General features: G+C 69.6%; 23 protein-coding genes and 4 pseudogenes. 14 read left to right on the top strand and 13 right to left on the bottom strand.

Annotated features, from left to right (window positions below):
- Positions 1 to 78 precede the first annotated feature (78 nt).
- From dnaK to ACH4ZA_RS38085, 6 genes are all read left to right on the top strand, one after another.
- A complete protein-coding gene (dnaK, locus tag ACH4ZA_RS38110; RefSeq protein ID WP_319275826.1) occupies positions 79 to 1,917 on the top strand; it encodes a molecular chaperone DnaK in 1,839 nt (612 codons plus the stop codon).
- Complete coding sequence (gene grpE, locus ACH4ZA_RS38105) at positions 1,914 to 2,570, top strand: nucleotide exchange factor GrpE (RefSeq protein WP_319275824.1); 657 nt, start codon at positions 1,914 to 1,916, stop codon at positions 2,568 to 2,570. The genes dnaK and grpE overlap by 4 nt, the downstream gene beginning before the upstream one ends.
- 39 nt (positions 2,571 to 2,609) lie before the next feature.
- The gene (gene dnaJ / locus ACH4ZA_RS38100; RefSeq protein WP_398433614.1) at positions 2,610 to 3,785 is read left to right on the top strand and encodes a molecular chaperone DnaJ; all 1,176 of its coding nucleotides are present in this window, start codon (positions 2,610 to 2,612) and stop codon (positions 3,783 to 3,785) included.
- A 5-nt stretch (positions 3,786 to 3,790) separates the two neighbouring features.
- Positions 3,791 to 4,246, top strand: a complete 456-nt coding sequence (locus ACH4ZA_RS38095) for a heat shock protein transcriptional repressor HspR (RefSeq protein ID WP_319275822.1) — start codon at positions 3,791 to 3,793, stop codon at positions 4,244 to 4,246.
- A 403-nt stretch (positions 4,247 to 4,649) separates the two neighbouring features.
- Positions 4,650 to 5,759: a substrate-binding domain-containing protein gene (locus ACH4ZA_RS38090; protein ID WP_319275821.1), complete on the top strand. Its 1,110-nt coding sequence runs from the start codon at positions 4,650 to 4,652 to the stop codon at positions 5,757 to 5,759.
- 405 nt (positions 5,760 to 6,164) lie between these two features.
- Positions 6,165 to 7,373: a LuxR C-terminal-related transcriptional regulator gene (locus ACH4ZA_RS38085; protein ID WP_398433613.1), complete on the top strand. Its 1,209-nt coding sequence runs from the start codon at positions 6,165 to 6,167 to the stop codon at positions 7,371 to 7,373.
- 303 nt (positions 7,374 to 7,676) lie between these two features.
- Here the strand turns inward: ACH4ZA_RS38085 and ACH4ZA_RS38080 are convergent, their stop codons facing one another.
- From ACH4ZA_RS38080 to ACH4ZA_RS38070, 3 genes are all read right to left on the bottom strand, one after another.
- The gene (locus tag ACH4ZA_RS38080; protein ID WP_319275817.1) at positions 7,677 to 8,729 is read right to left on the bottom strand and encodes a helix-turn-helix transcriptional regulator; all 1,053 of its coding nucleotides are present in this window, start codon (positions 8,727 to 8,729) and stop codon (positions 7,677 to 7,679) included.
- Positions 8,730 to 8,798: 69 nt separating this feature from the next.
- Positions 8,799 to 9,647, bottom strand: coding sequence for a helix-turn-helix transcriptional regulator (locus ACH4ZA_RS38075; protein ID WP_319275994.1), 849 nt, complete (start codon positions 9,645 to 9,647; stop codon positions 8,799 to 8,801).
- Positions 9,648 to 9,890: 243 nt separating this feature from the next.
- On the bottom strand, positions 9,891 to 10,211 hold the full coding sequence (locus ACH4ZA_RS38070) for a hypothetical protein (RefSeq protein WP_319275816.1): 321 nt from the start codon (positions 10,209 to 10,211) through the stop codon (positions 9,891 to 9,893).
- A gap of 30 nt (positions 10,212 to 10,241) precedes the next feature.
- On the opposite strand from ACH4ZA_RS38070, the gene ACH4ZA_RS38065 reads away from it, so the two are divergent.
- On the top strand, positions 10,242 to 10,577 hold the full coding sequence (locus ACH4ZA_RS38065) for a hypothetical protein (protein ID WP_057577939.1): 336 nt from the start codon (positions 10,242 to 10,244) through the stop codon (positions 10,575 to 10,577).
- A 233-nt stretch (positions 10,578 to 10,810) separates the two neighbouring features.
- Here the strand turns inward: ACH4ZA_RS38065 and ACH4ZA_RS38060 are convergent, their stop codons facing one another.
- Positions 10,811 to 11,224 carry a TIGR03618 family F420-dependent PPOX class oxidoreductase gene (locus tag ACH4ZA_RS38060; RefSeq protein WP_319275814.1) on the bottom strand — a complete coding sequence of 138 codons (414 nt, stop codon included), beginning with the start codon at positions 11,222 to 11,224 and terminating at the stop codon, positions 10,811 to 10,813.
- A 150-nt stretch (positions 11,225 to 11,374) separates the two neighbouring features.
- Here ACH4ZA_RS38060 and clpB point away from each other — a divergent pair, with 150 nt between their 5' ends.
- Complete coding sequence (gene clpB / locus ACH4ZA_RS38055) at positions 11,375 to 13,972, top strand: ATP-dependent chaperone ClpB (RefSeq protein WP_319275812.1); 2,598 nt, start codon at positions 11,375 to 11,377, stop codon at positions 13,970 to 13,972.
- Between the two features lie 53 nt (positions 13,973 to 14,025).
- On the opposite strand, the gene ACH4ZA_RS38050 is transcribed toward clpB, so the two are convergent.
- Positions 14,026 to 14,469, bottom strand: a complete 444-nt coding sequence (locus ACH4ZA_RS38050) for a hypothetical protein (RefSeq protein ID WP_398433612.1) — start codon at positions 14,467 to 14,469, stop codon at positions 14,026 to 14,028.
- A 246-nt stretch (positions 14,470 to 14,715) separates the two neighbouring features.
- On the opposite strand from ACH4ZA_RS38050, the gene ACH4ZA_RS38045 reads away from it, so the two are divergent.
- Complete coding sequence (locus tag ACH4ZA_RS38045) at positions 14,716 to 15,270, top strand: YbjN domain-containing protein (protein WP_319275810.1); 555 nt, start codon at positions 14,716 to 14,718, stop codon at positions 15,268 to 15,270.
- Between the two features lie 172 nt (positions 15,271 to 15,442).
- Here the strand turns inward: ACH4ZA_RS38045 and ACH4ZA_RS38040 are convergent.
- The 4 genes and pseudogenes from ACH4ZA_RS38040 to ACH4ZA_RS38025 form a co-directional block, all read right to left on the bottom strand.
- A pseudogene (locus ACH4ZA_RS38040) lies at positions 15,443 to 15,664 on the bottom strand (aminotransferase); the annotation flags it as partial.
- A gap of 32 nt (positions 15,665 to 15,696) precedes the next feature.
- Positions 15,697 to 16,122: a cytotoxic translational repressor of toxin-antitoxin stability system gene (locus ACH4ZA_RS38035; RefSeq protein WP_398433611.1), complete on the bottom strand. Its 426-nt coding sequence runs from the start codon at positions 16,120 to 16,122 to the stop codon at positions 15,697 to 15,699.
- A complete protein-coding gene (locus tag ACH4ZA_RS38030) occupies positions 16,119 to 16,535 on the bottom strand; it encodes a prevent-host-death protein (RefSeq protein ID WP_319275806.1) in 417 nt (138 codons plus the stop codon). The genes ACH4ZA_RS38035 and ACH4ZA_RS38030 overlap by 4 nt, the downstream gene beginning before the upstream one ends.
- Before the next feature lie 363 nt (positions 16,536 to 16,898).
- Positions 16,899 to 17,337, bottom strand: a pseudogene (locus ACH4ZA_RS38025) (aminotransferase class I/II-fold pyridoxal phosphate-dependent enzyme); the annotation flags it as partial.
- Positions 17,338 to 17,608: 271 nt separating this feature from the next.
- On the opposite strand from ACH4ZA_RS38025, the gene ACH4ZA_RS38020 reads away from it, so the two are divergent.
- From ACH4ZA_RS38020 to ACH4ZA_RS38010, 3 genes are read left to right on the top strand one after another with little or no spacing between them, the layout of a single operon-like run.
- Complete coding sequence (locus ACH4ZA_RS38020) at positions 17,609 to 18,190, top strand: hypothetical protein (RefSeq protein WP_398433610.1); 582 nt, start codon at positions 17,609 to 17,611, stop codon at positions 18,188 to 18,190.
- Positions 18,191 to 18,240: 50 nt separating this feature from the next.
- Complete coding sequence (locus ACH4ZA_RS38015; RefSeq protein ID WP_319275802.1) at positions 18,241 to 18,510, top strand: type II toxin-antitoxin system Phd/YefM family antitoxin; 270 nt, start codon at positions 18,241 to 18,243, stop codon at positions 18,508 to 18,510.
- Positions 18,503 to 18,766, top strand: a complete 264-nt coding sequence (locus tag ACH4ZA_RS38010; RefSeq protein ID WP_005483716.1) for a type II toxin-antitoxin system RelE/ParE family toxin — start codon at positions 18,503 to 18,505, stop codon at positions 18,764 to 18,766. Before ACH4ZA_RS38015 ends, ACH4ZA_RS38010 begins: the two co-directional genes overlap by 8 nt.
- Before the next feature lie 201 nt (positions 18,767 to 18,967).
- Here the strand turns inward: ACH4ZA_RS38010 and ACH4ZA_RS38005 are convergent.
- From ACH4ZA_RS38005 to ACH4ZA_RS37990, 4 genes and pseudogenes are all read right to left on the bottom strand, one after another.
- A pseudogene (locus tag ACH4ZA_RS38005) lies at positions 18,968 to 19,408 on the bottom strand (aminotransferase class I/II-fold pyridoxal phosphate-dependent enzyme); the annotation flags it as partial.
- A gap of 76 nt (positions 19,409 to 19,484) precedes the next feature.
- On the bottom strand, positions 19,485 to 19,745 hold the full coding sequence (locus tag ACH4ZA_RS38000; RefSeq protein WP_103544660.1) for a Txe/YoeB family addiction module toxin: 261 nt from the start codon (positions 19,743 to 19,745) through the stop codon (positions 19,485 to 19,487).
- A gap of 10 nt (positions 19,746 to 19,755) precedes the next feature.
- Positions 19,756 to 20,013 carry a type II toxin-antitoxin system Phd/YefM family antitoxin gene (locus ACH4ZA_RS37995; protein WP_037676836.1) on the bottom strand — a complete coding sequence of 86 codons (258 nt, stop codon included), beginning with the start codon at positions 20,011 to 20,013 and terminating at the stop codon, positions 19,756 to 19,758.
- Positions 20,014 to 20,091: 78 nt separating this feature from the next.
- Positions 20,092 to 20,547 (bottom strand): annotated as a pseudogene (locus ACH4ZA_RS37990) (aminotransferase class I/II-fold pyridoxal phosphate-dependent enzyme); the annotation flags it as partial.
- A gap of 383 nt (positions 20,548 to 20,930) precedes the next feature.
- On the opposite strand from ACH4ZA_RS37990, the gene ACH4ZA_RS37985 reads away from it, so the two are divergent.
- Positions 20,931 to 21,398 (top strand): hypothetical protein, encoded by a 468-nt coding sequence (locus ACH4ZA_RS37985; protein ID WP_190152705.1) that lies wholly within the window; start codon positions 20,931 to 20,933, stop codon positions 21,396 to 21,398.
- Positions 21,399 to 21,405: 7 nt separating this feature from the next.
- Complete coding sequence (locus ACH4ZA_RS37980; RefSeq protein ID WP_398433609.1) at positions 21,406 to 23,217, top strand: alpha/beta hydrolase; 1,812 nt, start codon at positions 21,406 to 21,408, stop codon at positions 23,215 to 23,217.
- The last annotated feature ends 52 nt before the right edge of the window (positions 23,218 to 23,269 follow it).

Below are 23,269 nucleotides of genomic sequence, written 5' to 3'. Positions count from 1 at the left end.
CTCAGGTCTGTTGACCGGGCGGTGAGCTTCGTGCACACTTGAGTCCGTTCCACTCAAGTCAGCTGGAGGAAGATCACCATGGCACGTGCGGTCGGCATCGACCTGGGCACAACCAACTCCGTCGTCAGCGTTCTGGAGGGCGGCGAGCCCACCGTCATCACCAACGCCGAGGGTGCCAGGACCACGCCGTCCGTCGTCGCCTTCGCGAAGAACGGTGAAGTCCTCGTGGGCGAGGTCGCGAAGCGGCAGGCGGTCACGAACGTGGACCGGACCATCCGCTCCGTGAAGCGTCACATGGGCACGGACTGGACGATCGAGCTCGACGGGAAGAACTTCAACCCGCAGCAGATGAGCGCCTTCATCCTGCAGAAGCTCAAGCGCGACGCCGAGGCGTACCTGGGCGAGAAGGTGGCCGACGCGGTCATCACCGTCCCGGCGTACTTCAACGACTCCGAGCGCCAGGCGACCAAGGAAGCCGGCGAGATCGCCGGTCTCAACGTCCTGCGCATCGTCAACGAGCCCACCGCGGCCGCGCTCGCGTACGGCCTCGACAAGGACGACCAGACGATCCTCGTCTTCGACCTCGGCGGCGGCACCTTCGACGTGTCCCTCCTGGAGATCGGTGACGGCGTCGTCGAGGTGAAGGCCACCAACGGCGACAACCACCTCGGCGGCGACGACTGGGACCAGCGCGTCGTCGACTACCTGGTGCAGCAGTTCAAGTCCGGTCACGGCGTGGACCTCGCCAAGGACAAGATGGCGCTCCAGCGCCTGCGCGAGGCCGCCGAGAAGGCGAAGATCGAGCTGTCCTCGTCCACCGAGACCTCGATCAACCTGCCCTACATCACGGCCTCCGCCGAGGGCCCGCTGCACCTGGACGAGAAGCTCACCCGCGCCCAGTTCCAGCAGCTGACGGCCGACCTGCTGGAGCGCTGCAAGACGCCGTTCCACAACGTCATCAAGGACGCCGGCATCAACCTCTCCGAGATCGACCACGTCGTTCTCGTCGGCGGTTCGACCCGGATGCCCGCCGTCGCCGAGCTCGTCAAGGAGCTGACCGGCGGTCAGGACGCCAACAAGGGCGTGAACCCGGACGAGGTCGTCGCCATCGGCGCCGCGCTCCAGGCCGGTGTCCTCAAGGGCGAGGTCAAGGACGTCCTGCTCCTCGACGTGACCCCGCTGTCCCTCGGCATCGAGACCAAGGGCGGCATCATGACCAAGCTGATCGAGCGCAACACCACGATCCCGACGAAGCGTTCGGAGATCTTCACCACGGCCGAGGACAACCAGCCGTCGGTGCAGATCCAGGTCTACCAGGGTGAGCGCGAGATCGCGGCCTACAACAAGAAGCTCGGCATGTTCGAGCTGACCGGTCTGCCGCCGGCGCCCCGCGGCGTCCCGCAGATCGAGGTCGCCTTCGACATCGACGCCAACGGCATCATGCACGTGACCGCGAAGGACCTCGGCACGGGCAAGGAGCAGAAGATGACCGTCACCGGCGGCTCCTCGCTGCCGAAGGACGAGGTCGACCGCATGCGCCAGGAGGCCGAGCAGTACGCGGACGAGGACCACCGCCGCCGCGAGGCCGCCGAGGCCCGCAACCAGGGCGAGCAGCTCGTCTACCAGACGGAGAAGTTCCTCAAGGACAACGAGGACAAGGTCCCCGGCGAGGTCAAGACCGAGGTCGAGGGCGCCGTCGAGGAGCTGAAGGCTGCGCTCAAGGGCGAGGACACCGCCGAGATCCGCACCGCCACCGAGAAGGTCGCCGCGGTCTCGCAGAAGGTCGGCCAGGCCATGTACGCCGACGCCCAGGCCACGCCCGGCGCCGACGCCCCGCAGGGTGACGCCCCGAAGGCCGACGACGACGTCGTGGACGCCGAGATCGTGGACGACGAGCGCAAGGACGGTGCCGCGTGACGGAGGAGACCCCGGGCTTCGAGGAGAAGCCCGACGTCCCCTCCGGCGCCACCCCTGAAGACGCCGAGCCGAAGACCGCCTCCTCGTCCGCTTCGGCGGAGGGGGCGGCCCCGGCCGGGGACGCGAACCAGACAGCCGGTCTGGTGGCCCAGCTGGACCAGGTGCGCACCGCCCTCGGCGAGCGCACCGCCGACCTCCAGCGCCTCCAGGCCGAGTACCAGAACTACCGCCGCCGGGTCGAGCGCGACCGGATCGCGGTCAAGGAGATCGCCGTCGCGAACCTCCTGACCGAGCTTCTGCCCGTGCTCGACGACATCGGCCGCGCGCGGGAGCACGGCGAGTTCGTCGGCGGCTTCAAGTCGGTCGGCGAATCGCTGGAGACCGTCGCGGCGAAGATGGGCCTGCAGCAGTTCGGCAAGGAGGGCGAGCCCTTCGACCCGACGATCCACGAAGCCCTGATGCACAGTTACGCGCCCGACGTCACTGAGACGACGTGCGTGGCGATTCTGCAGCCGGGGTATCGGATCGGCGAGCGCACCATCCGTCCCGCGCGGGTGGCCGTCGCCGAACCGCAGCCCGGCGCGCAGGCGGCGAAGGCCGACGAGGCGGAGACGGGCGACGACAAGGAGAGCGGTGGCCCGGACGAGGGCTGAGCTCGAGCGGATGAGCGGACGGAAGGAGGGACGTCGAGGATGAGCACCAAGGACTTCATCGAGAAGGACTTCTACAAGGTCCTCGGCGTCCCCAAGGACGCCACCGAGGCCGAGATCAAGAAGGCGTACCGGAAGCTCGCCCGCGAGTACCACCCGGACGCCAACAAGGGCAACGTCAAGGCGGAGGAACGCTTCAAGGAGATCTCCGAGGCGAACGACGTCCTCGGCGACCCCAAGAAGCGCAAGGAGTACGACGAGGCGCGCGCCCTCTTCGGCAACGGCGGCTTCCGCCCGGGCCCGGGCGCGGGCGGCTCGTTCAACTTCGACCTGGGCGACCTCTTCGGCGGCGGCGCCCAGGGCGGCGGCGCCCAGGGCGGCTTCGGCGGCGGCATCGGGGACGTGTTCGGCGGCCTGTTCAACCGCGGCGGGGCGGGCACGACCCGTACCCAGCCCCGGCGCGGCCAGGACATCGACACCGAGGTCACGCTCACGTTCACGGAGGCGATCGAGGGCGCCACCGTCCCGCTGCGGATGTCCTCGCAGTCCCCGTGCAAGGCGTGTTCGGGAACCGGCGACAAGAACGGCACGCCGCGCGTGTGCCCGACCTGCGTCGGCACCGGCCAGGTGGCCCGGGGCTCGGGCGGCGGCTTCTCGCTGACCGACCCCTGCCCCGACTGCAAGGGCCGCGGCCTGATCGCCGAGCACCCCTGCCTGGACTGCAAGGGCAGCGGCCGTGCGAAGTCGTCGCGGACCATGCAGGTCCGCATCCCCGCGGGAGTGACGGACGGCCAGCGCATCCGGCTGCGCGGCAAGGGCGCCCCCGGCGAGCGCGGCGGCCCCTCGGGCGACCTCTACGTCGTCGTCCACGTCGGCGCGCATCCGGTGTTCGGCCGCAAGGACGACAACCTGACGGTGACCGTGCCGGTGACGTTCACCGAGGCGGCCCTCGGCGGCGAGGTCAAGGTGCCCACCCTCGGCGGCCCGTCGCTGACCCTGAAACTCCCGCCCGGCACGCCCAACGGCCGCACCATGCGGGCGCGCGGCAAGGGCGCCTTCCGCAAGGACGGCACCCGCGGCGACCTGCTGGTCACCGTCGAGGTGAGTGTCCCGAAGGACCTGTCGGGGAAGGCTCGTGACGCACTGGAGGCGTATCGCGAGGCGACCGCGGGCGAGGACCCGCGGGCGGAGCTGTTCGAGGCCGCGAAGGGAGCTTGAGAGTGATGGACGGCCGTCGGCGTAACCCGTATGAACTGACTCATGAGACCCCGGTCTACGTCATCTCGGTGGCGGCCCAGCTCTCCGGCCTGCACCCGCAGACCCTGCGTCAGTACGACCGTCTGGGCCTGGTCTCCCCCGACCGCACCGCGGGCCGGGGCCGCCGCTACTCGGCCCGTGACATCGAACTGCTGCGCACCGTCCAGCAGTTGTCGCAGGACGAGGGCATCAACCTGGCCGGCATCAAGCGGATCATCGAGCTGGAGAACCAGGTGGCCGCCCTCCAGGCCAGGGCCGCGGAGCTGGAGGCCGCGCTGGACGGCGCGGCAGCGGCCATGCAGCAGCGGGAGGCGGCGGTGCACGCCTCCTACCGGCGGGACCTGGTGCCGTACCAGGAAGTGCAGCAGACCAGCGCCCTGGTGGTCTGGCGTCCGAAGCGGCAGCATCCGACGCCCGACTGAGCCGCACCCCGGGGTGCCGGCCGCGGCGCACGACATGGGTCGGGGCCCGGAGGTTCTCCTCCGGGCCCCGACCCGTGCGGCCCCGACTCGTACGGCGCCGATCCACGCGGCGCCGATCCACGCGGCGCCGATCCACGCGGCGCCGGACCGCGGGGCGCCCGGGCCGGCCGTGTGGATCCTTGGGCCGCCCTTCGCCTGAAATGTCCGGTCAGACCTTTTCAGGGCCTCCGCGTCGTCTCCATGCGTCTTCACACCCTGAGCGCAGTGTGACGTTGCTCCTTCGTTAAGTGGTTCTGCTTGACGACGACGGCCGCCGCCGCGTTGGCTTCTCAGATATCCGGGTCACCAATGCCGCACCCCGGTCCGCAACGCCCCGAAACGCACCTGAAGTGAGCACCCGAAAATGCGTCGTATCGCCATAGCTGTCGTCGCCTCCGCGATGTCCCTCTCACTCGCCGGGTGCGGGATGCTGGGGGCCTCGGAGAAGACCGGCAGCGCGACACCGACCCGGAGCAACGCGATCACGGTGGGCGTGCTGATGCCGGAGGAGACGAACACCCGCTACGCGGAGTTCGACTACCCGATCATCAAGAAGAAGGTCGCGGAGCTCACGGACAACCAGGGCCGGACCGACTACGCCAACGCCGCCTCGGACGAGAAGACCCAGGACCGGCAGATGCAGAAGATGATCGACGACAAGGTCGACATCATCCTGCTGGACGCCGTCGACGCGAAGGCGATCGCGCCCATGGTGAAGAAGGCCAAGGAGGCGAAGATCCCGGTCATCGCCTACGACCGCCTCGCCCAGGGCCCGATCGACGCGTACGTCTCCTTCGACAACGAGCTCGTCGGCGAGGTGCAGGGACGCAGCCTCGTCGAGGCCATCCCGAACGCGAACGTCTCCGACAAGATCGTCATGGTGAACGGCTCGCCGGCGGACCCTAACGCCGGTCAGTTCAAGGCGGGCGCGCTCAGCGAGATCAACGGGCGGGTCACGATCGCGAAGTCGTACGACACCGACAAGTGGAGCCCCGAGGTCGCCCAGGCCAGCATGACGAAGGCGATCGAGGCGATCGGCAAGTCCAACATCGCCGGCGTCTACTCCGCCAACGACGCCATGGCCGGCGGCATCATCAAGGCCCTCGAGGCGGCGGGCGTCAAGGACACCGACCTGCCCCCGATCACCGGTCAGGACGCCGAACTGCCCGCCGTGCAGCGGATCATCAGCGGCGAGCAGTTCATGAGCGTCTACAAGCCCTACCCGGCGATGGCCGAGGCCGCCGCCGAGGCCGCCGTCGCCAAGGTCCAGGGACGCGACCTCCAGTTCGAGGCCCTCACCCGCGACACGGTCGACAGCCCGACCGACAAGGGCATTCCGGCCAAGCTGGTCACGGTGGTCGCGCTGACGAAGAAGAACATCCAGCAGACCGTCATCGCCGACGGCATCTACAAGGCGTCCGACATCTGCACCGCCAAGTACAAGTCCGCCTGCCAGGCCCTCAACCTGATCTGAGGCCTCGGCCAACGCCCGCCCGCGCCGCAGCGGGCCCACGCGGAGAATCCGGCGACAAGATCACCGGCCCGGCGCCTACGCGCCGGGCCGGTGTTCGCTTTCCCCCGTCGTCCCCCGTTGTCGCCCCCCTCGGGCTGCCCGGCCGGACTCCCCCGTGGCCCGGCCGGGTCGGTCGCCTCTCCCCCGCGTGCCGAGCACCCGGGGGGAAGCGGAATCAACGATGCACCGTGACGGGCGTCCTGCACCACCGTCAGCTTGTTGCAAAGCGAGGGGAGGAGGCTGGGAGAAAATCGCACAGACGGGTGGTTTTTCCAGCCTCGGACCGGAGGAGCCGTGTTGCGGACCCGGTCCGGGCCGCGCATAGTTGCGCTCCGGAAGCGGCGTACGGCGGGGGTGGGATGCGCGATGGCCAGGCACTGGGCGCAGGAGCATCCGCACGGTGCCGACCGACTGTGCGAGGCCGGGGACCGCGTGTACTCCCGGGCCGTACGGCGCGGTCGGGTGGCGCGCACCGACTCCGAGGCGGTTCCCTGCCTCCTGGAGCTGGCCCTCCTGCACCCCGACCCGGACGACATGGAGTGGCTGGTGCCGACCTCCCCGCAGGAGGTCATGACCCGTCTGCTGCGCGGAGTCTACGACGAGGTGAGCGCAAGTCAACGGCGGATGGGCTCGGCGGTCGCCGCATTCGAGTGGTATGCCGGTCTGGGCGGTCCCGCGCGCGGCACGAGCACCGGCGAGGGCGCGGCGATCCGCGTCCTGGACGGCGCCTCGCGCATCCAGGCCGCCCTCGACGCCGCGACCGAGGCGTGCACGACCGAGGTCCTCACCGTGCAGCCCGGCGGCATCCGGCGTGAGCACGAACTGTCGGAGGGGCTGCACCGCGCGCTGGCGCTGCGCGGCCGCGGCGTGCGCATGCGGGACCTCTACAACCATGTCGCCCGGCACGGCCAGGGCCTGCTCAACTACCTGGAGCTGATGGGCGACACGGTCGAGGCACGCACCCTGGACGAGGTCATCGACCGGCTGATCCTCTTCGACCGCACGGTCGCCTTCATCCCCGCCAACACCGACCGCACCATGGCCCTGGAGCTGCGCCACCCGGCCCTGATCTCCTACCTGGTGACGGTCTTCGAGCGGCTGTGGCGGCTGGCCGTCCCGCTGACCGCCCCGCTCCCGGACACCCGCATCGAGGGCATCTCGCACCGCGAGCAGTCCATCGCCGCGCTGCTGGCGGAGGGCCATCAGGACGCGGTGATCGCCGAGCGGCTCGGCATCAGCGTCCGCACCTGCCGGGCCCACATCGCCCGTCTCTCGGAGACGCTCGGCGCGGCGAGCCGGACCCAACTGGGCGTGCGCATCGCCCAGGTGGGCCTCGACCGTCCGTCGGAAGAGGGCGAAGGAGCGCGGCGGGCGGCCGGACCGGACGCGGCGACGCGGAGTGCGGGCGCGCCCCACGGGGCGATGGAGACGGCTCCGCCGGGCGCTGCGGCGGGCGCTCCGCCGGGTGCTGCGGCGGCGGGGTCGGGTGGGCCGGGCGGAACGGCGGAGAGGGACGCCTCCGTCGGCGTCCCCGCGCCGGGATCCGGCCCTTCCGCGGCCCCGGCCCCGTCCTAGCCACCCGCCACCACCGCACCCCTGGCCGGTCCTGGCCACCCGCCACCACCGCACCCCCGGCCGGTCCTGGCCAGCCGCCACCACCGGGCCGTCGCGGGTCTCTGGCCCGTCAAGGCACCTGGCCATCTACGGCCCGTCGCGGGCCCCTCGTCGGCCGCTGCTCCGGCGGGCCTCGGCGGGACCTCGGCGGGCCTCCGCGGGGCTGTGGACCTCTCAGGGGGCTGTGTGCCGGCCGCTGTGTCTGCGGGGCTGCGGGCCCCCTCACGGGCCCCACACGGTTTCTCACGGAGCGTCTCGCGGGGGCTAGCGGTCCGCCTGTGGTTCCGGATCCTCCTCCTGCTCGGGCGGTTGTGCCCGGTTCCGGCGCTGGTCCCGGTCGAGGATCCCCGACTGCCCGATGAGGTAGCCGAGTTGGGCGCGGCTCTCGCTGCCGAGGGTGGCGGCGAGTTTGGCGATGTGGACGCGCGCGGTGCGGATGTTCATGCCGAGGCGGTCGGCGATGACGGCGTCGGTGTGGCCCTCGACGAGCAGGGCCGCGATGGCCTGCTGCCGGGGCGTGACGCCGCCCCGTGACAGCCGGTGGACCGCCTGCGGGTACATCGGCAGGGCCAGCCGCCAGAGCCGGTCGAAGGTGGTGGTGAAGTACGTCAGGAGGGCGGGGTGGCGGACCTCCAGGGCCAGTCGGCCGTCCTCGCCGGCGGGGATGAAGGCGACCGTGCCGTCGATGACGATGAGGCGGTCGGTGACCTCGTCGAGGGTGCGGGCCTCGGCGTCCCCCCGGAGCTGCTCGTAGCGTGCCAGCACCAGCGGCTGGTGGCGCTGGGTGTGCTGGTAGAGGGTGCGGATGCGGCAGCCCCGGTCGAGCAGGGCCTGGTCGCGGTCCATCGCGACGGGCTGGGCCCGCTCGCCGCGCGGGCCGCTGTAGTGGACGTGCGGCTGGATGCAGAGCACCTCCCTCGTCGCCTCGGCCATGGCCTCGGTGATGGCCGCGTTGATCCGCTCCGTGCCGCTGAGGATGCGCAGCGAGGCGGGGTCGGAGGGCGCGGCGCTCTGTCCGCCGATGTGCATCAGGGGTGCGAAGAGCGTCGACAGCCGTTCCTCACGGCGTCGTTCCTCGGCGATCCGGGCCCCCGAGGCGCGCAGCAGCCGGTGGAGGGCGACGGCCGGGGCCACGGGCTCGAGTTGGGCGAGGTCGTCCACGGTGGGGTGGAGCAGGCCGTGGGAGAGCAGGCACGGGGCCGCCGTCTCGGCCTCCTCGGTCTTGACGCGTCCGCGGCGGAGGGCCTGCTGGTAGAGGCGCGTGCCGGCGGCGCAGAGATCCTCCACGCCGTGGTCGTGGTGCGGCGGCGCGCTCACTGCGGTGCTCCCTGCGGGCCGTACCGGTGCTCCGGTGTCGTCATGCATGACCTTTGTTCTGCGGACGGGTCAGGGCTGCTGCTTGAGGATTCCCGACTGGGCGATGAGGAAGCCGAGTTGGGCGCGGCTGCCGCTGCCCAGCGCGGTGGCGAGCTTGGCGATGTGGGCACGGCAGGTGCGCACGTTCATGCCCAGGCGGCGGGCGATCGCCTCGTCGACGTGCCCCTCGACGAGGAGCTTGGCGATGGAGTGCTGGATTTCCGTGATGCCGTCGGGAGCGGTCTCGTAGGGGGCGCCGGTGGCCAGCGGGACCGCGCGGCCCCACATGAACTCGAAGACCTTGATCAGGTATCGGACGAGCCCGGGGTGCCGGAGCTCGAGGGCGACCTGGCCGTCGTCCCGGGTCGGGATGAAGGCCACGGTCTCGTCGCAGATGATCAGCCGCTCCACGAGTTCGTCGATCGTGCGGTACTCCACCTTGCCGTCGGTGAACTGCGAGACGTAGGCCAGCGTCTCGGGGCTGTAGCGGGCCGTGTGCTGGTAGAGCGTCCGGATGCGGCAGCCGCGTTCGATCAGCGGGCGGTCGCGTTCGAGCCCCTGCACGAGGGTGTGCTCGAGACGGCGTCGGCTCGGCTGGACGGTGAGCATCTCGGTCTGGCACTGGGACGTGGCCAGGTCGAGCGCCGCGTTGATCCGGTCGACGCCCTCCAGCACCGTGATGGAATGCGTGGTCGGCGTCGGCTGGGCGCTGAGGGTCATGAACGGCTCGAAAGCGTCGGCGAGTTCCACCGACAGCCGTCGGCGCTGGGTGATCTCGCGCTCGATCGGGTTGAGCAGCTGGGACAGGGCGATCGACGGGGGCACCGGACGGAGCCAGTTCGCGTCGTCGGGGTCCGCGTGGAGCAGGGCGAACTCCATCAGACACGGAGCGGGCTCCACGTCCGCACGGGCCACCCGGCCCGTCCGAAGAGCGTTCCCGTAGAGACGGCGACCTTCCTCGCACAGCTCAGTGGTCGCATGAGGATGTGTCGGCTTTGCCTCATTTTTCGTCAAATCTCCACCCCCCAGGGTCCTGAACGTGCAGGAACATGATGCATCGATTGTGTGGCCATGACGTGCCCGAATGGGCCATCGTCGTAGTCGACGGGGGAGAGGTGACCTTCAAATGAGGACGAAGCCGACTATGCATAAGAGAATGCTTCGCTCGGCGCTCGCCGCCGCCTTCTCCGCCGCCTTGGCCTTCGGAGCTCTGAGCGGCCTTGCGGGGACGACGGGCGACACGGCGGGCGACAGTACCTGGAGTCCCGGTGCCGGCACCGTCGTGACGGCCGGTGACAGCACCTGGAGCACCCCGGCCGACAGCACGTGGTCCGCGCCCGCCGACAGCACCTGGGTCGCTCCTGCGGACAGCACGTGGTCCGCGCCCGCCGACAGCACCTGGGTCGTCACGGCGGCGGCGACGGGCGACAGCACGTGGATCACGCCTCGCGACAGCACGTGGGTCGCCGAGTCATGACCACGCCACCCGACGACCGCTCCTTCCGCCGCGAGATGGCCACCGCCTACCGCTCCGGCTGGCACTTCATCGATCTGGTCACCGCCATCCCCCACAGTGGTGACTCGTTGATGGTGACGGTGTTCGGCGAGCCGGTGGTGGTGACCCGCGACGAGGACGAGGACGTACGGGCCTACCGGTGCCTGCGCAAGCCGCGAGGGGCGCCGCAGCCCGTGCGGTGCGCCATCCGGTACGGAATGATCTTTGTGAATCTGGACCAGCGTGACCACAGGCTGGTGGAGCCCGAGGCTCTGCCGCTGAAGACCATCTCAGCCACCCCCCGCAGTGCCTGACGCGATTCCCCCGTCGTAACAGATCGCTCAGGTGCTTCCCCCCCGCAGCGGCGTCACCGTGACCTGAACACGGTGACGCCGCTGCAGTTTCCGGGGATATTTCCGGTATGCGCCTGCTTGAGCCTTGGCCGGAAATCGACGGGGCCGGTTTCGGTCACCCGGCTGCTTCGGCCGCTTCGGCCGTCGCGGCCCCGTCCCTCCCGTTCGCCGCGGCCCCGCCCGACCCGTCCGGGTCAGCCGCGTCCCATCGCCCGGGTCAGCTCGATCTCGATCACCACGCGCGAGGGGTTCGGCCTCGGCTCGCGCCCGTAGCGCTGCGCGTACCGGCGCTCCGCCTCCGCGACCCGTTCCCGGTCCGTGCGGACGAACGCCACCCCCTCCAGCGTGGCCCAGCGCCGGCCCTCCATCTGGCACACCGCGACCCGCGCTCCGGCCGGCTCCGCCGCCAGGACGTTGCGCACCTTCCTGCTCGCCCCGTCGGCGATGACCCGGGCGAGGCGGTGCTCGGGGTCGTAGGTGACGCCGACCGGCACCACGTGCGGACTGCCGTCCGGACGCGAGGTCGTCAGCGTGCACAGGTGTCGTTCGCGCCAGAAGGCGAGGTACGGCGCGTCCGGCGCGCCCGGGTCCTGAGGAGGTGTCGGCATGCCCGGGAACCTACTGCCTCCCGGTTCCGCCCGGCGCACCAGGGGAACACGGGAGAACGAGTGCACACCTTGAGCGGAATAGACTCAACTTTGTGTACGCTGACTGAGTCAGTACCGGGAGAGTGCTGACGCAAGGAGGAGACAGCGAACGTGGACGCCGAGCTGACCAACCGGAGCCGGGACGCGATCAACGCGGCCAGCAGCAGGGCCGTGTCCGAAGGACACGCCGACCTCACCCCCGCCCACCTGCTGCTCGCGCTGCTGCAGGGCCAGGACAACGAGAACATCATCGACCTGCTCGCGGCGGTCGACGCAGACCAGGCCGCCGTCCGGGCCGGGGCCGAGAAGGTGCTCGGCTCGCTGCCCAGCGTGGCCGGATCCACCGTCGCGCCCCCGCAGCCCAACCGCGACATGCTGGCCGTCGTCGCCGACGCGCAGAGCCGCGCCCGCGACCTGGGCGACGACTACCTGTCCACCGAGCACCTGCTCCTCGGCGTCGCCGCCAAGGGTGGTCCGGCCGCCGAGGTGCTCACCCGGCAGGGCGCGACCGCGAAGAAACTCCAGGAGGCCTTCCAGAAGGCCCGCGGCGGACGCCGGGTGACCAGCGCCGACCCCGAGGGCCAGTACAAGGCCCTGGAGAAGTTCGGCACGGACTTCACCGCCGCCGCCCGCGAGGGAAAGCTCGACCCCGTCATCGGGCGGGACACCGAGATCCGGCGCGTCGTGCAGGTGCTGTCCCGCCGCACCAAGAACAACCCCGTCCTCATCGGCGAGCCCGGCGTCGGCAAGACCGCCGTCGTCGAGGGCCTCGCCCAGCGGATCGTCAAGGGAGACGTGCCCGAGTCCCTCAAGGACAAGCGGCTCGTCGCGCTCGACCTCGGCGCGATGGTCGCCGGCGCGAAGTACCGGGGCGAGTTCGAGGAGCGGCTGAAGACCGTCCTCGCCGAGATCAAGGACTCCGACGGGCAGATCATCACCTTCATCGACGAGCTGCACACGGTCGTCGGCGCGGGCGCCGGCGGCGACTCCGCCATGGACGCCGGCAACATGCTCAAGCCGATGCTCGCCCGCGGCGAGCTGCGCATGGTCGGCGCCACCACGCTCGACGAGTACCGCGAGCGGATCGAGAAGGACCCGGCGCTGGAGCGCCGCTTCCAGCAGGTGCTGGTGGCCGAGCCGACCGTCGAGGACACCATCGCCATCCTGCGCGGACTCAAGGGCCGCTACGAGGCCCACCACAAGGTGCAGATCGCGGACGCGGCCCTGGTCGCCGCCGCCACCCTCTCCGACCGGTACATCACCTCCCGCTTCCTCCCCGACAAGGCCATCGACCTCGTCGACGAGGCCGCCTCCCGCCTCCGCATGGAGATCGACTCCTCCCCGGTCGAGATCGACGAGCTCCAGCGGTCCGTGGACCGGCTGAAAATGGAGGAGCTGGCCCTCAGCAAGGAGACCGACGCCGCCTCGCGCGAGCGCCTGGAGAAGCTGCGCCGCGACCTCGCCGACCGCGAGGAGGAGCTGCGCGGGCTCACGGCCCGCTGGGAGAAGGAGAAGCAGTCCCTCAACCGGGTCGGCGCGCTGAAGGAGAAGCTCGACGACCTGCGCGGCCAGGCCGAGCGCGCCCAGCGCGACGGAGACTTCGACACCGCCAGCAAGCTGCTGTACGGCGAGATCCCCGCCCTGGAGCGCGATCTGGAGGCCGCGTCGGAGGCCGAGGAGGAGGCCGCGAAGGACACCATGGTCAAGGAGGAGGTCGGCTCGGACGACATCGCCGACGTCGTCGCCTCCTGGACGGGCATCCCGGCCGGCCGGCTCCTCGAGGGCGAGACGCAGAAACTGCTCCGCATGGAGGACGAGCTCGGCCGGCGGCTCATCGGCCAGGCGGAGGCGGTCCAGGCGGTCTCCGACGCCGTACGGCGCTCCCGCGCCGGCATCGCCGACCCCGACCGCCCCACCGGCTCCTTCCTCTTCCTCGGCCCGACCGGCGTCGGCAAGACCGAGCTGGCCAAGGCCCTCGCCGACTTCCTTTTCGACGACGAGCGGGCCATGATCCGCATCGACATGTCGGAGTACGGCGAGAAGCACAGCGTCGCCCGCCTCGTCGGCGCGCCTCCCGGGTACGTCGGCTACGAGGAGGGCGGCCAGCTCACCGAGGCGGTGCGCAGGCGCCCGTACAGCGTCGTCCTGCTGGACGAGGTGGAGAAGGCGCACCCGGAGGTCTTCGACGTCCTGCTCCAGGTCCTCGACGACGGCCGGCTGACCGACGGCCAGGGCCGCACCGTCGACTTCCGCAACACCATCCTGGTGCTGACCTCCAACCTGGGCAGCCAGTACCTCGTCGACCCGCTGTCCAGCGAGACGCAGAAGAAGGAACAGGTCCTGGAGGTCGTGCGGGCGTCCTTCAAGCCGGAGTTCCTGAACCGGCTCGACGACCTGGTCGTCTTCTCGGCGCTGAACAAGACCGAGCTCGGCCGGATCGCCCGCCTCCAGATCGACCGTCTCGCCAAGCGGCTCGCCGAGCGCCGGCTCACCCTGGAGGTCACCGACGCGGCCCTCGCCTGGCTCGCCGACGAGGGCAACGACCCCGCGTACGGCGCCCGGCCCCTGCGCCGCCTGGTCCAGACGGCCATCGGCGACCGGCTGGCCAAGGAGATCCTGGCGGGCGAGGTCAAGGACGGCGACACGGTCCGCGTCGACGCCTTCGGCGAGGGCCTGATCGTCGGCCCGACGACGGGCAAGACGCTGTAGGGCCACCGGCCCGTCGGGCCCGCCCCGTCCCCGTCCCCCCGTCCCCGTTCAGGTCACGTCGTGAACGCCGAGTACCGCACCCGCGCGGTCTCGGCGTTCTCGTACGTCACGTTCACGTTGACGTAGTACGCGTCCACCCCCGGGCGCTCGGTGACGTCGAGCTGGAAGCAGTAGTCCACGCCGGACCCGCAGGCCTTGGTGCCCGGACCGCCCGGCCGGGGCGCCTCGGGGTAGGCGTCCGTCAGCCAGGCGCTCACGCCCGCGCGAGGCATGCGGAAGTCGGCCTGGTAGTCGGTGTCCAGCCAGGACTGCACCGTGCACTTCGCGTCCCGGACGCCGACCGGCAGCCCGGCCCCGCCGAAGGCCAGCGCCTCGGCACAGGACACGTCCTTCAGACGGGTCCCGTCCGCCTCCGCGTCGTCGCTCAGCACCCAGATGCCGACCAGCACCAGCAGACCGGCCACGAGCAGCACCGGAAGGCCCAGGATCGCCGCCACCAGGCCCCACCTCGTCCGGCCCGCCGACCCCGCCGACCCCGCTGGCCCCGGCCGCATGTCCGCGCCCGGCCGCTCGCCCGTATCGTTTCGCCCGCTCTCCGCCACGTGATCCCCCTCCATTCGCCACCGCCCGTTGGTACGACAGGCCGGATCATGTCAGCTCAGGGCTGACAGCCCCGGCGGGGCTTGCCACCCCCCTCCCCGCATGGGGGAGGATGGCAGGATCCGTACGAAGGGAAAATCACGGTGAGCATCGACCCGTCCTCGATTCCGAACTTCGGGGGCCAGCCAGAGCCGGAGCCCCAGGGTGGACCGGCGGGCCCCGTCGTCCCGGATCAGGACCTCGTGAAGCAGCTCCTCGACCAGATGGAGCTGAAGTACGTCGTCGACGACGAGGGTGACCTCGCGGCGCCGTGGGAGGAGTTCCGTACGTACTTCATGTTCCGCGGCGAGGGCGACCAGGCGGTCTACTCGGTGCGGACGTTCTTCGACCGGGCCCACAAGATCGAAGACAAGGCGCAGCTGCTCGAGTCGATCGACGACTGGAACCGCCGCACCCTGTGGCCGAAGGTCTACACCCACACCCACGACGACGGCACCGTCCGCCTCATCGGCGAGGCGCAGCTGCTGATCGGCGCCGGGGTCAACATCGAGCTGTTCGTCTCCTCGACGGTGAGCTGGGTGCGCGCGGCCATCGAGTTCGACAAGTGGCTCGTGGAGCAGCTGGGCCTGGAGTCGGCCGTCAACGAGGCCGACGAGAAGCCCGAGGACGGCGCCGAGGGCGCCGAGGGCGCCGAGTAGCACCGCCGACCTCCTGCACGCCGAGCGGGCGTCCGACCACACCCTGTGGCCGGACGCCCGCTCGCTCTGTGCCCGCGGCCGGTCCCACGACCACGGCACATCGCCACTCCTGTGGCACGATCCCCCTCCGAAGCGGGGGTGAGGTCTGCGGAGGAGCCCAGCCGTACGGCTGTTACGCGGTCAGCGACTCGAGCTGCGAGACCGCCTCCTCCAGCACCGCCGTCTGCGTGCAGAACGCGAAGCGGACTAAGGGGTCGCCCGCGTCCGCGAGTCCCGCCGCCAGCAGGTCGCGCCTGACCCGCAAGTCTTCGCGGAAGTCGGCGAAGCAGCTGTCGGGCAGGGCCAGCCCCTCGACGACCGCGTACCGGAACGGGCCGGACGCCGTGTACGTCAGACAGATTCCGCCTTTCGCGTCGAAGCGCGGGCTCAGCTCCCTTCCGTCCAGTACTTCTGGAGTCTCGCAACCGCCTCTTCCTTGGTCATTTTCGCCACGGCGCCCTCGTCGACGCCCACGCGGTGAAGGAGCAGATGCACCAGGTCGGCGGGAAGTGTCTCGCCTGGCGGCTCGGGAGTGCCCCGGTCAGGCAGTTCGCCCTGCTGTGCGCAGGCCCAGAACACGTCCTCGGTGACGTCCAGTTGGTCTCGCAGGATGTGCCGCCACATGGCGGGGCCGTACGCCGTACGGTCCACCGGGTGCGAGATTCTCGTGCGCAGGATCCTGCCGTCGTGCAAGGTGAGTTCGTAGGTCACATGGTGGGTTCCGGTGCGCCCGCGGGAATCCCGGACGCGTTCCCACTTCTCGACGCGGCAGAAACGATCGTGGTTCTCACGGTCGGGCTGGGGCCAGGTCACTGCGGAGTACCCACCAGCCAGTCGCGCAGTTCTCCGTCCTCGCTGAGGGCGATCAGCTGCACCAGACCCCAGTTCTCGGCGTGGTTGGGGGCGATCCGCAGCCTGTCCTGCCAGTCTTCGGCATACTCGCGCAGGACCTGGACCATCTCCCCTATCGCTTCGTCGAACGTGGCCCCGTCGGCGGCCAGCGGCAGGCCGGGCAGAAAGACGGACCAGCCGCCCGCCTCCGCGACCACCTCAGCCTTCGAGGGGCACACGAGCGACAGATAGCGGCGCAGTCGCTCCACGTCCACGACTGCCGAGCGGCCGGAGTCACGGCGTACGGTCGCCACCCGTCCCTCGTCGGCCGCGTCGAGGAGGTCCTTCAGGTGCGCGCGCGCCTGGGTGTAGCTCTCGTAGTGCACCGCGGCCATGACCTGCCTCCTCGATCGTCCGGCCTCTCCAGCGTGCGCCGCTCCCCCGCGTACGTCAAGTACGTGAAGTACGTGAAGTACGCGGGTGCGGGGTGCGGGGTGCGGGTGCGGGTGCGGGGCCTGGCCCGGACGGGTTTCGCGGGAGCCCGTCGGCGGAGAGGTTGTTTCCGGATGTCCTTCACCGGAGTTCGGGCGGTCCCGGAGAGCGCGTCCTGGCCGCCCTCCATCGACTCGGCCGTTGTCGCGGTGTGCGACCGCGTCGTAGAAGGCCGACTCGGCGTGCGCCGACGGGCGGTAGAACCGCTCACCGCGACGGGCCTCCGTCGCCCCCCGTGACCCGGTCCCGGGCGAAGGGGCATGAGCTCACGGCGCCATGCGTTGCAGGCCGTTGGCGGCCTCATTACGGACGTCGTCCTTCTTGCAGAAGGTGAAGCGGGCCTGGCTACGGCCGGCGTCGAGGTCGTCGTAGAAGACGGAGCCGGGCATGGCGACGACGCCGCAGCGTTCGGGGAGGGCGCGGCAGAAAGGCGTAGGCGTTTCTCTCGCCGAAGGGGGTGATGTCGGTGGTGATGAAGTACGTGGCCCGGGGTTGGTAGACCTCGAACCCGGCTGCCCGCAGTCCGTCGCCGAGCAGGTCGCGCTTGCGGCGGAGATCGGTGCGGAAGCCGTCGAAGTACGCGTCCGGCAGACGCAGTGCTTCAGCGATCGCGTACTGGAAGGGGCCTGCGCCGACGTACGTCAGGTACTGCTTCGCAGTCCGGACGGCGGAGACGGGCGGGCCGTTCGCCGTGACCCAGCCGACACCTTGTTCGTGCACCTGTTTGCATGATGCGCGGCACGCCCCCAGGGAGGCAGGCGAGGTCAGGCGACCCGTTGCCGTGAGTCCCTGTGGCGGAGAATGCGGTTCGTCGCACGGAGGCTCAAGCCGCAGTCGCTGGGGGTTACACCCCGATGTAGGGCCCTTGCGGTAGCCCGGCCGCCTGCCTTCAGCCGAGTTGTCCTGTCGGCCCCGGACGGGCGATAGCGTGAGGCGGCGACGACTGTTCCTGACAGGGGGGACGATTCTCATGCGGATGCGGTTCGAACCCGAGGCCGAGGACGAGTTCGAGGCGGCGTGCGGCCTGCTGGTCGACCGCCTCGTCAGGTGGGCCCGGGAGCAGGCGCTGCCGGTGGACGGGTTCACGGCTGAGACAGCGCTGGACTACCGGCACCGGGCGACTGCCGACGGCCGGCTGGGTCTGTGGGAGTCGCGCCATGTGGAAGAGCTACTCCTCTCCTGGCTTCCTGAGCAGGTCACCGAGTGTCCCGGGGAGGAACACACCGACGCTCCGGGCACACTGGGCACGCTGCTGTGCTATTTGCACGCCACGCAGTTGGCGGACCCGCGCGGCCCCGCCCTTGAGGACTCCCTCGCTGCGGTCGACGCGACGGCGGGGCAGTATCCGGCGGCGATGGCGGACCACACCCGCTGGGGGATGGCGAAGTTCTGGGCCATGACAGCCGCCGAACAGGGCGTGGACGTCTTGGACGGGGCGGCGTTGCAGCGGTTCGCGGAGCGGGCGCAGCGTGGGGAGGTCGTCTACGACCAGCAGGTCCTCGCTCACTCCGTGCTCACGCACTCATTCGTATGCGGACCCACGGGGCCGCACCCCTGAGTGACGGTGAACCGTTGTGTACACATGGCACACCCGGTACCCTTGGGTGTATGACGCAGTCAATGCCCGTAGAGTCCATCCGCGATGTCCGGGCACACTTGGCCGAGGTCGTGGAGCGGGCCGACCGGGACGATGTGCCCACCGTCATCACCCGGCGCGGCAAGCAGGTCGCCGCCGTGGTGTCCATCGAGGTGCTGCGCAAATACCAGGAGTGGGAAGAGCGCGAGATCAACCGGATCATCGACGAGCGCATGACCAACCCGGCACCCGGCATCCCGATCGAGGACATCATGAGGGAGACGCTGGCGCGCAGTGAGTGAGTACCGCACCGTCTTCCGAGCCGAGGCTCAGGCCGAACTCCGCAAGGTCCCGCGAGACATGGCCCTCCGCATTCTGGCCAAGCTGACAGAGTTGGAGAGCGACCCGACGGGGTTCAACACCACGGCCCTCGTCTCCCAGCCCGACCGGCGCCGCCTACGGGTGGGCGACTATCGCGTGATCTACACGATCGACAACGGCGAGCTGGTGGTGTGGGTCGTACACGTCGGGCATCGCTCCACCGTCTACGACACCTGAGCGCTTCTGACATCGGGTCGGACTTGACGTCCGGGCGGCGGCGATGGCTGCGGCGGCTGCCGCCGTGGGCACCGCAGTCATGCGCCGCTGGGACGTGGGGGCGGGCGGTGCGGCGAGACCGGGGCGCCTCCGGCGCCAGTCCCTGGCGGGTGAGGTGCGGCAGACAATGGGGATGCGTCGACCGGCCTCGCATGGCGGCGGTCAGTGCGCGAACGCCTTCCGGAGCCGTTCCGCCGCGTCCGCCAGCATCTCGGTGCGTTTGCAGAAGGCGAACCGTACGAACGGGGCGCCGGCCTCGCGGTGGTCGTAGAAGACCGCGTTCGGGATGGCCACCACGCCCGCGCGTTCGGGCAGGGCGCGGCAGAAGGCGAAGCCGTCGCTCTCGCCGAGGGGGCGGATGTCGGTGGTGATGAAGTAGGTGCCGGCCGGGCGGAAGACCGAGAATCCGGCGTCCGCGAGCCCCGCCGCCAGCAGGTCCCGCTTGGCCCGCATGTCCGCGCGGAAGGCGTCGAAGTAGCTGTCGGGCAGGGCGAGCGCCTCGGCGCATGCGTACTGGAACGGGCCCGACGCCACGTACGTCAGGAACTGCTTCGCCGATCGCACCGCCGCGACCAGGCCGGGCGCCGCCGTCACCCAGGCCACTCCGTGTACGCGCACCTATTCATGTGCGGCGCGGGTCAGTTGCGAGAAGGGTGCTGTGTCCGACCCCCGAGTCCCGTCAGCTTTCGTAGTGATAGCGGCACTGAGCGATCAGGACGCCGTCCTCGGTGGCCTTGTAGATCAGCCGGTGCTCGTCGTTGATGCGGCGCGACCAGTAGCCCTGGAATCCGTGCTTGAGCGGTTCCGGTTTGCCGATGCCCTCGTTGCCGTTCCGGGTGATGTCCGCGATGAGCGTGTTGATGCGCTTGAGGATCTTCCGGTCCTGAAGCTGCCACCACAGGTAGTCCTCCCAGGCACGGGAAGAGAAGGTGATCTTCAACTCGCGGCCCTTACTCGTCGGTCGCCAGCTCGCGCACGGTGCCGCCGCCGTTTTCCAGCTCGTCGATGGACGCGAGCAGGCGCCGGGCGTTGGCCGGACTGCGCAGCAGGTACGCCGTCTCCTTCAGGGACTCGTAGTCCTCAAGGGAGACGATGACGACCGGCTCATGTCCGGCCCGGGTGATGACGACCTCTTCGCGGTCGTCGGTGACGGAGTTGAGCACCTCGGCGTACCGCGCGCGCGACTCGGAATAGGTCATGGTCTTCACGATCGAACCTCCTCGACGTACAGGAAATTGTACGTCGATCCCCGCGGTCCGGGCAAGCGCCGGAACGGCGGACGACGGTCAGTGTGCGAATGCCTTACGGAGCCGTTCCGTCGCTTCCTCCAGCACACCCACCTTCTTGCAGAACGCGAACCGTACGAAGGGCGCGCCCGCCTCCCGGTGGTCGTAGAAGACGGCGTTCGGGATGGCGACGACCCCGGCGAGTTCCGGCAGGGCGCGGCAGAAGGCGAAGCCGTCTCCGTTTTTGGAGAGGTCGGCGCCGAGGGGGCGGATGTCGGTCGTGATGAAGTACGTGCCGGCCGGGCGGAAGACCTCGAAGCCCGCCTCCGTCAGGCCCGTCGCCAGCACGTCCCGCTTGGCCAGCATGTCCGCGCGGAAGGTGTCGAAGTAGGAGTCCGGGAGCGCAAGAGCCTCCGCCACCGCGTACTGGAACGGGCCCGACGCCACGTACGTCAGGAACTGCTTCGCCGACCGTACGGCCGTCACCAGGCCCGGTGCCCCCGTCACCCAGGCCACTCCGTGTTCACACACCCATTTGTGCGGGGTCCGACCGGGCGCAGCAGTACGGCCGCGGCACACACGCACAAGTACGGCACGGGCAAGATACCCATCCCCCTGGCCGACGACCGCACCTTCACCCTCAACCTCGACGAGCTCCCGCGCCCGGACAGCGGGTTGCACGTCCCCTTCGCGCACGCTGCAAGGTGCATCCGACAACGTCACTCCGTCCGATCGGGGACGGGCTTCCGCCTGAGTAGAACTACTCAGGCGCCGTGGTGGCCGATACGGATACTGCGCGTTATGCAGGGGAGTTATGGTGCGGCTCGGTCACCGCAGCGCTGCTGTGACAGGTTCACGTCCGCTCGTCGGGTACGACAGGACACGGGGAGGAACCACGCATGGCGTGGGATGAGTGGGAGCAGCTCAAGGCCGCAGCGGTCGAGCGGCACACCACGCAGATGCAGCTCAACCATGTGCTGGCCGATCAGGGAGGCGGCGGCACGAGTAACGCCGGCGCTTCTTCTGGCAAGTTGAGGTCGGACAAGGCGGCATGGACCAAGGCGGGGGAGGACGTCGGGTCCTTGCGTGAGGACCTTGGCAAGGCGTGGGTGAAGATGGAGTCGGGCCAGACGGGGCTCGGGAAGGGAACCGGGTGCCTGACCGCAGCGGCCCAACAGGATGTCTACGAGTCCTGGAAGCGCTACATCAAGGACGTGGGCGAGGTGTGCGACGGGCTTGCCGGCGTGCTGGAGAAGGCGGGCAACGACCAGCTGCGGACGGATCAGGCCATCGAAGCCGAGATCGTCAAGCTGAAGACCGAGTACTACGAGGACACGCACCCCGGCAGCCAGGCCAAGGGGCGGTGACCCGGACATGGACCACCTGACGCTCAAGGCGCTCACGCCGTCCGAGTACACCGAGGCGGCTGACGGATACCGCGCGATCAGCGGCTCGGCCGACGCGGCCATGGACCGCATTGACAAGCAGATCACCGCGGCCATGCGGAAGGCCAACGAGGGTGAGGCCGCGGACGCGGCACTCAAGCAGCTGCGGAAGCTGTCGGAGAATTTCCACTACACCCAAGTCGAGTGCGGCCTGATCACTGGAGCTCTCGACGGCTTCTCGTCCGAGATCACCGCACCCAAACGGAGGCTGACTGAGGCACTGGACGATGCGGCAGCGCTGGCATACACCGTCAACGAGGACGGCACCGTCACGTATCCCGCCGGCGGTAAGAACGAGCTCACCGGTGAGTCGATCCCCGGCGGGAAAGTCATGGGCAACAACGGCTTGATCACCGGCAACGACACAGGATTTCAAGCACCGGGGCTGATGCCGAACAATCCTCAGTTCAAGAACCCGAACCCGCACCATGCCAAAGCCGTGGACATCGCCGACCGCATCGCCCACGCCGTACGGGAAGCACAGGAGATCGACGATCGGTACAGCAAGGCGCTGAACAAGCTCAAGGCGGCGCCGGGGCTGAACGTCGACACCAAAACATGGGCGGACGTGGCATCGGATGTCGATGCTGTGAGTTCAGCGGCCAGTAAATACCTCCAGGATCATATCCCGTTGGCCAAGTCGCCGGCCGACCGCAAAGAGTGGTGGGACAGCCTCAGTGACGAGGAGCGGGAGGAGTACAAGGCGGCCTTCCCGGAAATCATCGGCAACTTGGACGGGATCCCGTCCACGGTCCGGGATGAGGCCAACCGGGAGAACATCCACCTGCTCATCGCGCAGTTGGAGGGCCAGCCCGGAGAGGCGTCCAAAGAAAAGCTCGAAGGACTGAAGGGCATACAGGCCAAGCTCAATGCGGGAAGCCAGCCGCCCATGTTCCTTCTGGGCATCGGTCTCGAAGGAAACGGGAGGGCGATCGTCGCGTACGAGAACCCTGACACCTCGAAGAACGTGTCGGCCTATGTGCCTGGCCTGGGAACCAAGCTCGACTCGGGATTCGCCGATGGCACGGTGAAGCGTGCCTTCTACACCGCGCAGGGCGCCCAGAAGTTCGACCCCTCCTCATCTGCGATCGTATGGCTCGGCTACGACGCGCCTCAGTCACTCGACGTGATGACGACGGCCGATGCCGAGCGAGGCGCCCCCGCCTACAACAGTTTCATGAGTGGAATTTCGGCCACCAACGAGAACGCGGATCCTCACGTCACCGCCATCGGGCATTCCTACGGTTCTCGACTGGTGGGCGCTGCCACACAGGAGGTGGGCGGGATCGCGGGCGCCGATGACATCGTCCTCGTAGGAAGTCCCGGTGTCGGCGTCGACAGGGCGGAGGACCTCGGGGTGGGCAAGGAGCACGTCTGGGTGGGCGCGGCTGAGAATGACATCGTTACCAAGCTGCCTTCCTCGAAGGAGGCCACCGCAGGGACCATGGGGTTCTTCGGGGGCGGTCCGCTCGGCGCGTACCTCGCTGGCGACCTGGCCGATCAGGGTGATGACGACGTCTGGTTCGGCAAGGATCCTGCGAGCAAAGCGTTCGGGGCCAACAGGTTCCAGACCCTGCCCGGACCGGAGCTGGCGCAGCCTTCTTTCCCCGAGGTGTGGAACTCGACCCTGGATATCGAGGCGCACAGCAACTACTTCTCCCCGGAGGAAGGGAAGGACAAGGTTTCTGCGCGGAACATGGGACTGCTGCAGGATCAGGTGACACCTGACCTGGCTTGCTGAGAGGCGGCCTGGAAGGATGTCGCAGTGCCCAAGCCGTATCCGAAGGAGTTCC

Source organism: Streptomyces sp. NPDC020597, assembly GCF_044335095.1.
Taxonomy (GTDB): Bacteria; Actinomycetota; Actinomycetes; order Streptomycetales; family Streptomycetaceae; genus Streptomyces.
Note: the sequence above shows the minus strand (reverse complement) of the source record. Positions and strands in the feature narration are given on the sequence as shown.

Excerpts from the sequence above, each read along its gene's own strand:
- ACH4ZA_RS38060 (WP_319275814.1), bottom strand. The coding sequence starts at position 11,224 with ATGCCGACACCTCCTCAGGACCCGGGCGCGCCGGACGCGCCGTACCTC.
- ACH4ZA_RS38030 (WP_319275806.1), bottom strand. The coding sequence starts at position 16,535 with ATGGCCGCGGTGCACTACGAGAGCTACACCCAGGCGCGCGCGCACCTG.
- dnaK (WP_319275826.1), top strand. The coding sequence starts at position 79 with ATGGCACGTGCGGTCGGCATCGACCTGGGCACAACCAACTCCGTCGTC.
- ACH4ZA_RS38065 (WP_057577939.1), top strand. The coding sequence starts at position 10,242 with ATGACCACGCCACCCGACGACCGCTCCTTCCGCCGCGAGATGGCCACC.
- ACH4ZA_RS38075 (WP_319275994.1), bottom strand. The coding sequence starts at position 9,647 with ATGGAGTTCGCCCTGCTCCACGCGGACCCCGACGACGCGAACTGGCTC.
- ACH4ZA_RS38085 (WP_398433613.1), top strand. The coding sequence starts at position 6,165 with ATGGCCAGGCACTGGGCGCAGGAGCATCCGCACGGTGCCGACCGACTG.
- ACH4ZA_RS38015 (WP_319275802.1), top strand. The coding sequence starts at position 18,241 with ATGACGCAGTCAATGCCCGTAGAGTCCATCCGCGATGTCCGGGCACAC.
- dnaJ (WP_398433614.1), top strand. The coding sequence starts at position 2,610 with ATGAGCACCAAGGACTTCATCGAGAAGGACTTCTACAAGGTCCTCGGC.
- ACH4ZA_RS38090 (WP_319275821.1), top strand. The coding sequence starts at position 4,650 with ATGCGTCGTATCGCCATAGCTGTCGTCGCCTCCGCGATGTCCCTCTCA.
- ACH4ZA_RS37985 (WP_190152705.1), top strand. The coding sequence starts at position 20,931 with ATGGCGTGGGATGAGTGGGAGCAGCTCAAGGCCGCAGCGGTCGAGCGG.
- ACH4ZA_RS38095 (WP_319275822.1), top strand. The coding sequence starts at position 3,791 with ATGGACGGCCGTCGGCGTAACCCGTATGAACTGACTCATGAGACCCCG.
- ACH4ZA_RS38020 (WP_398433610.1), top strand. The coding sequence starts at position 17,609 with ATGCGGTTCGAACCCGAGGCCGAGGACGAGTTCGAGGCGGCGTGCGGC.
- ACH4ZA_RS37980 (WP_398433609.1), top strand. The coding sequence starts at position 21,406 with ATGGACCACCTGACGCTCAAGGCGCTCACGCCGTCCGAGTACACCGAG.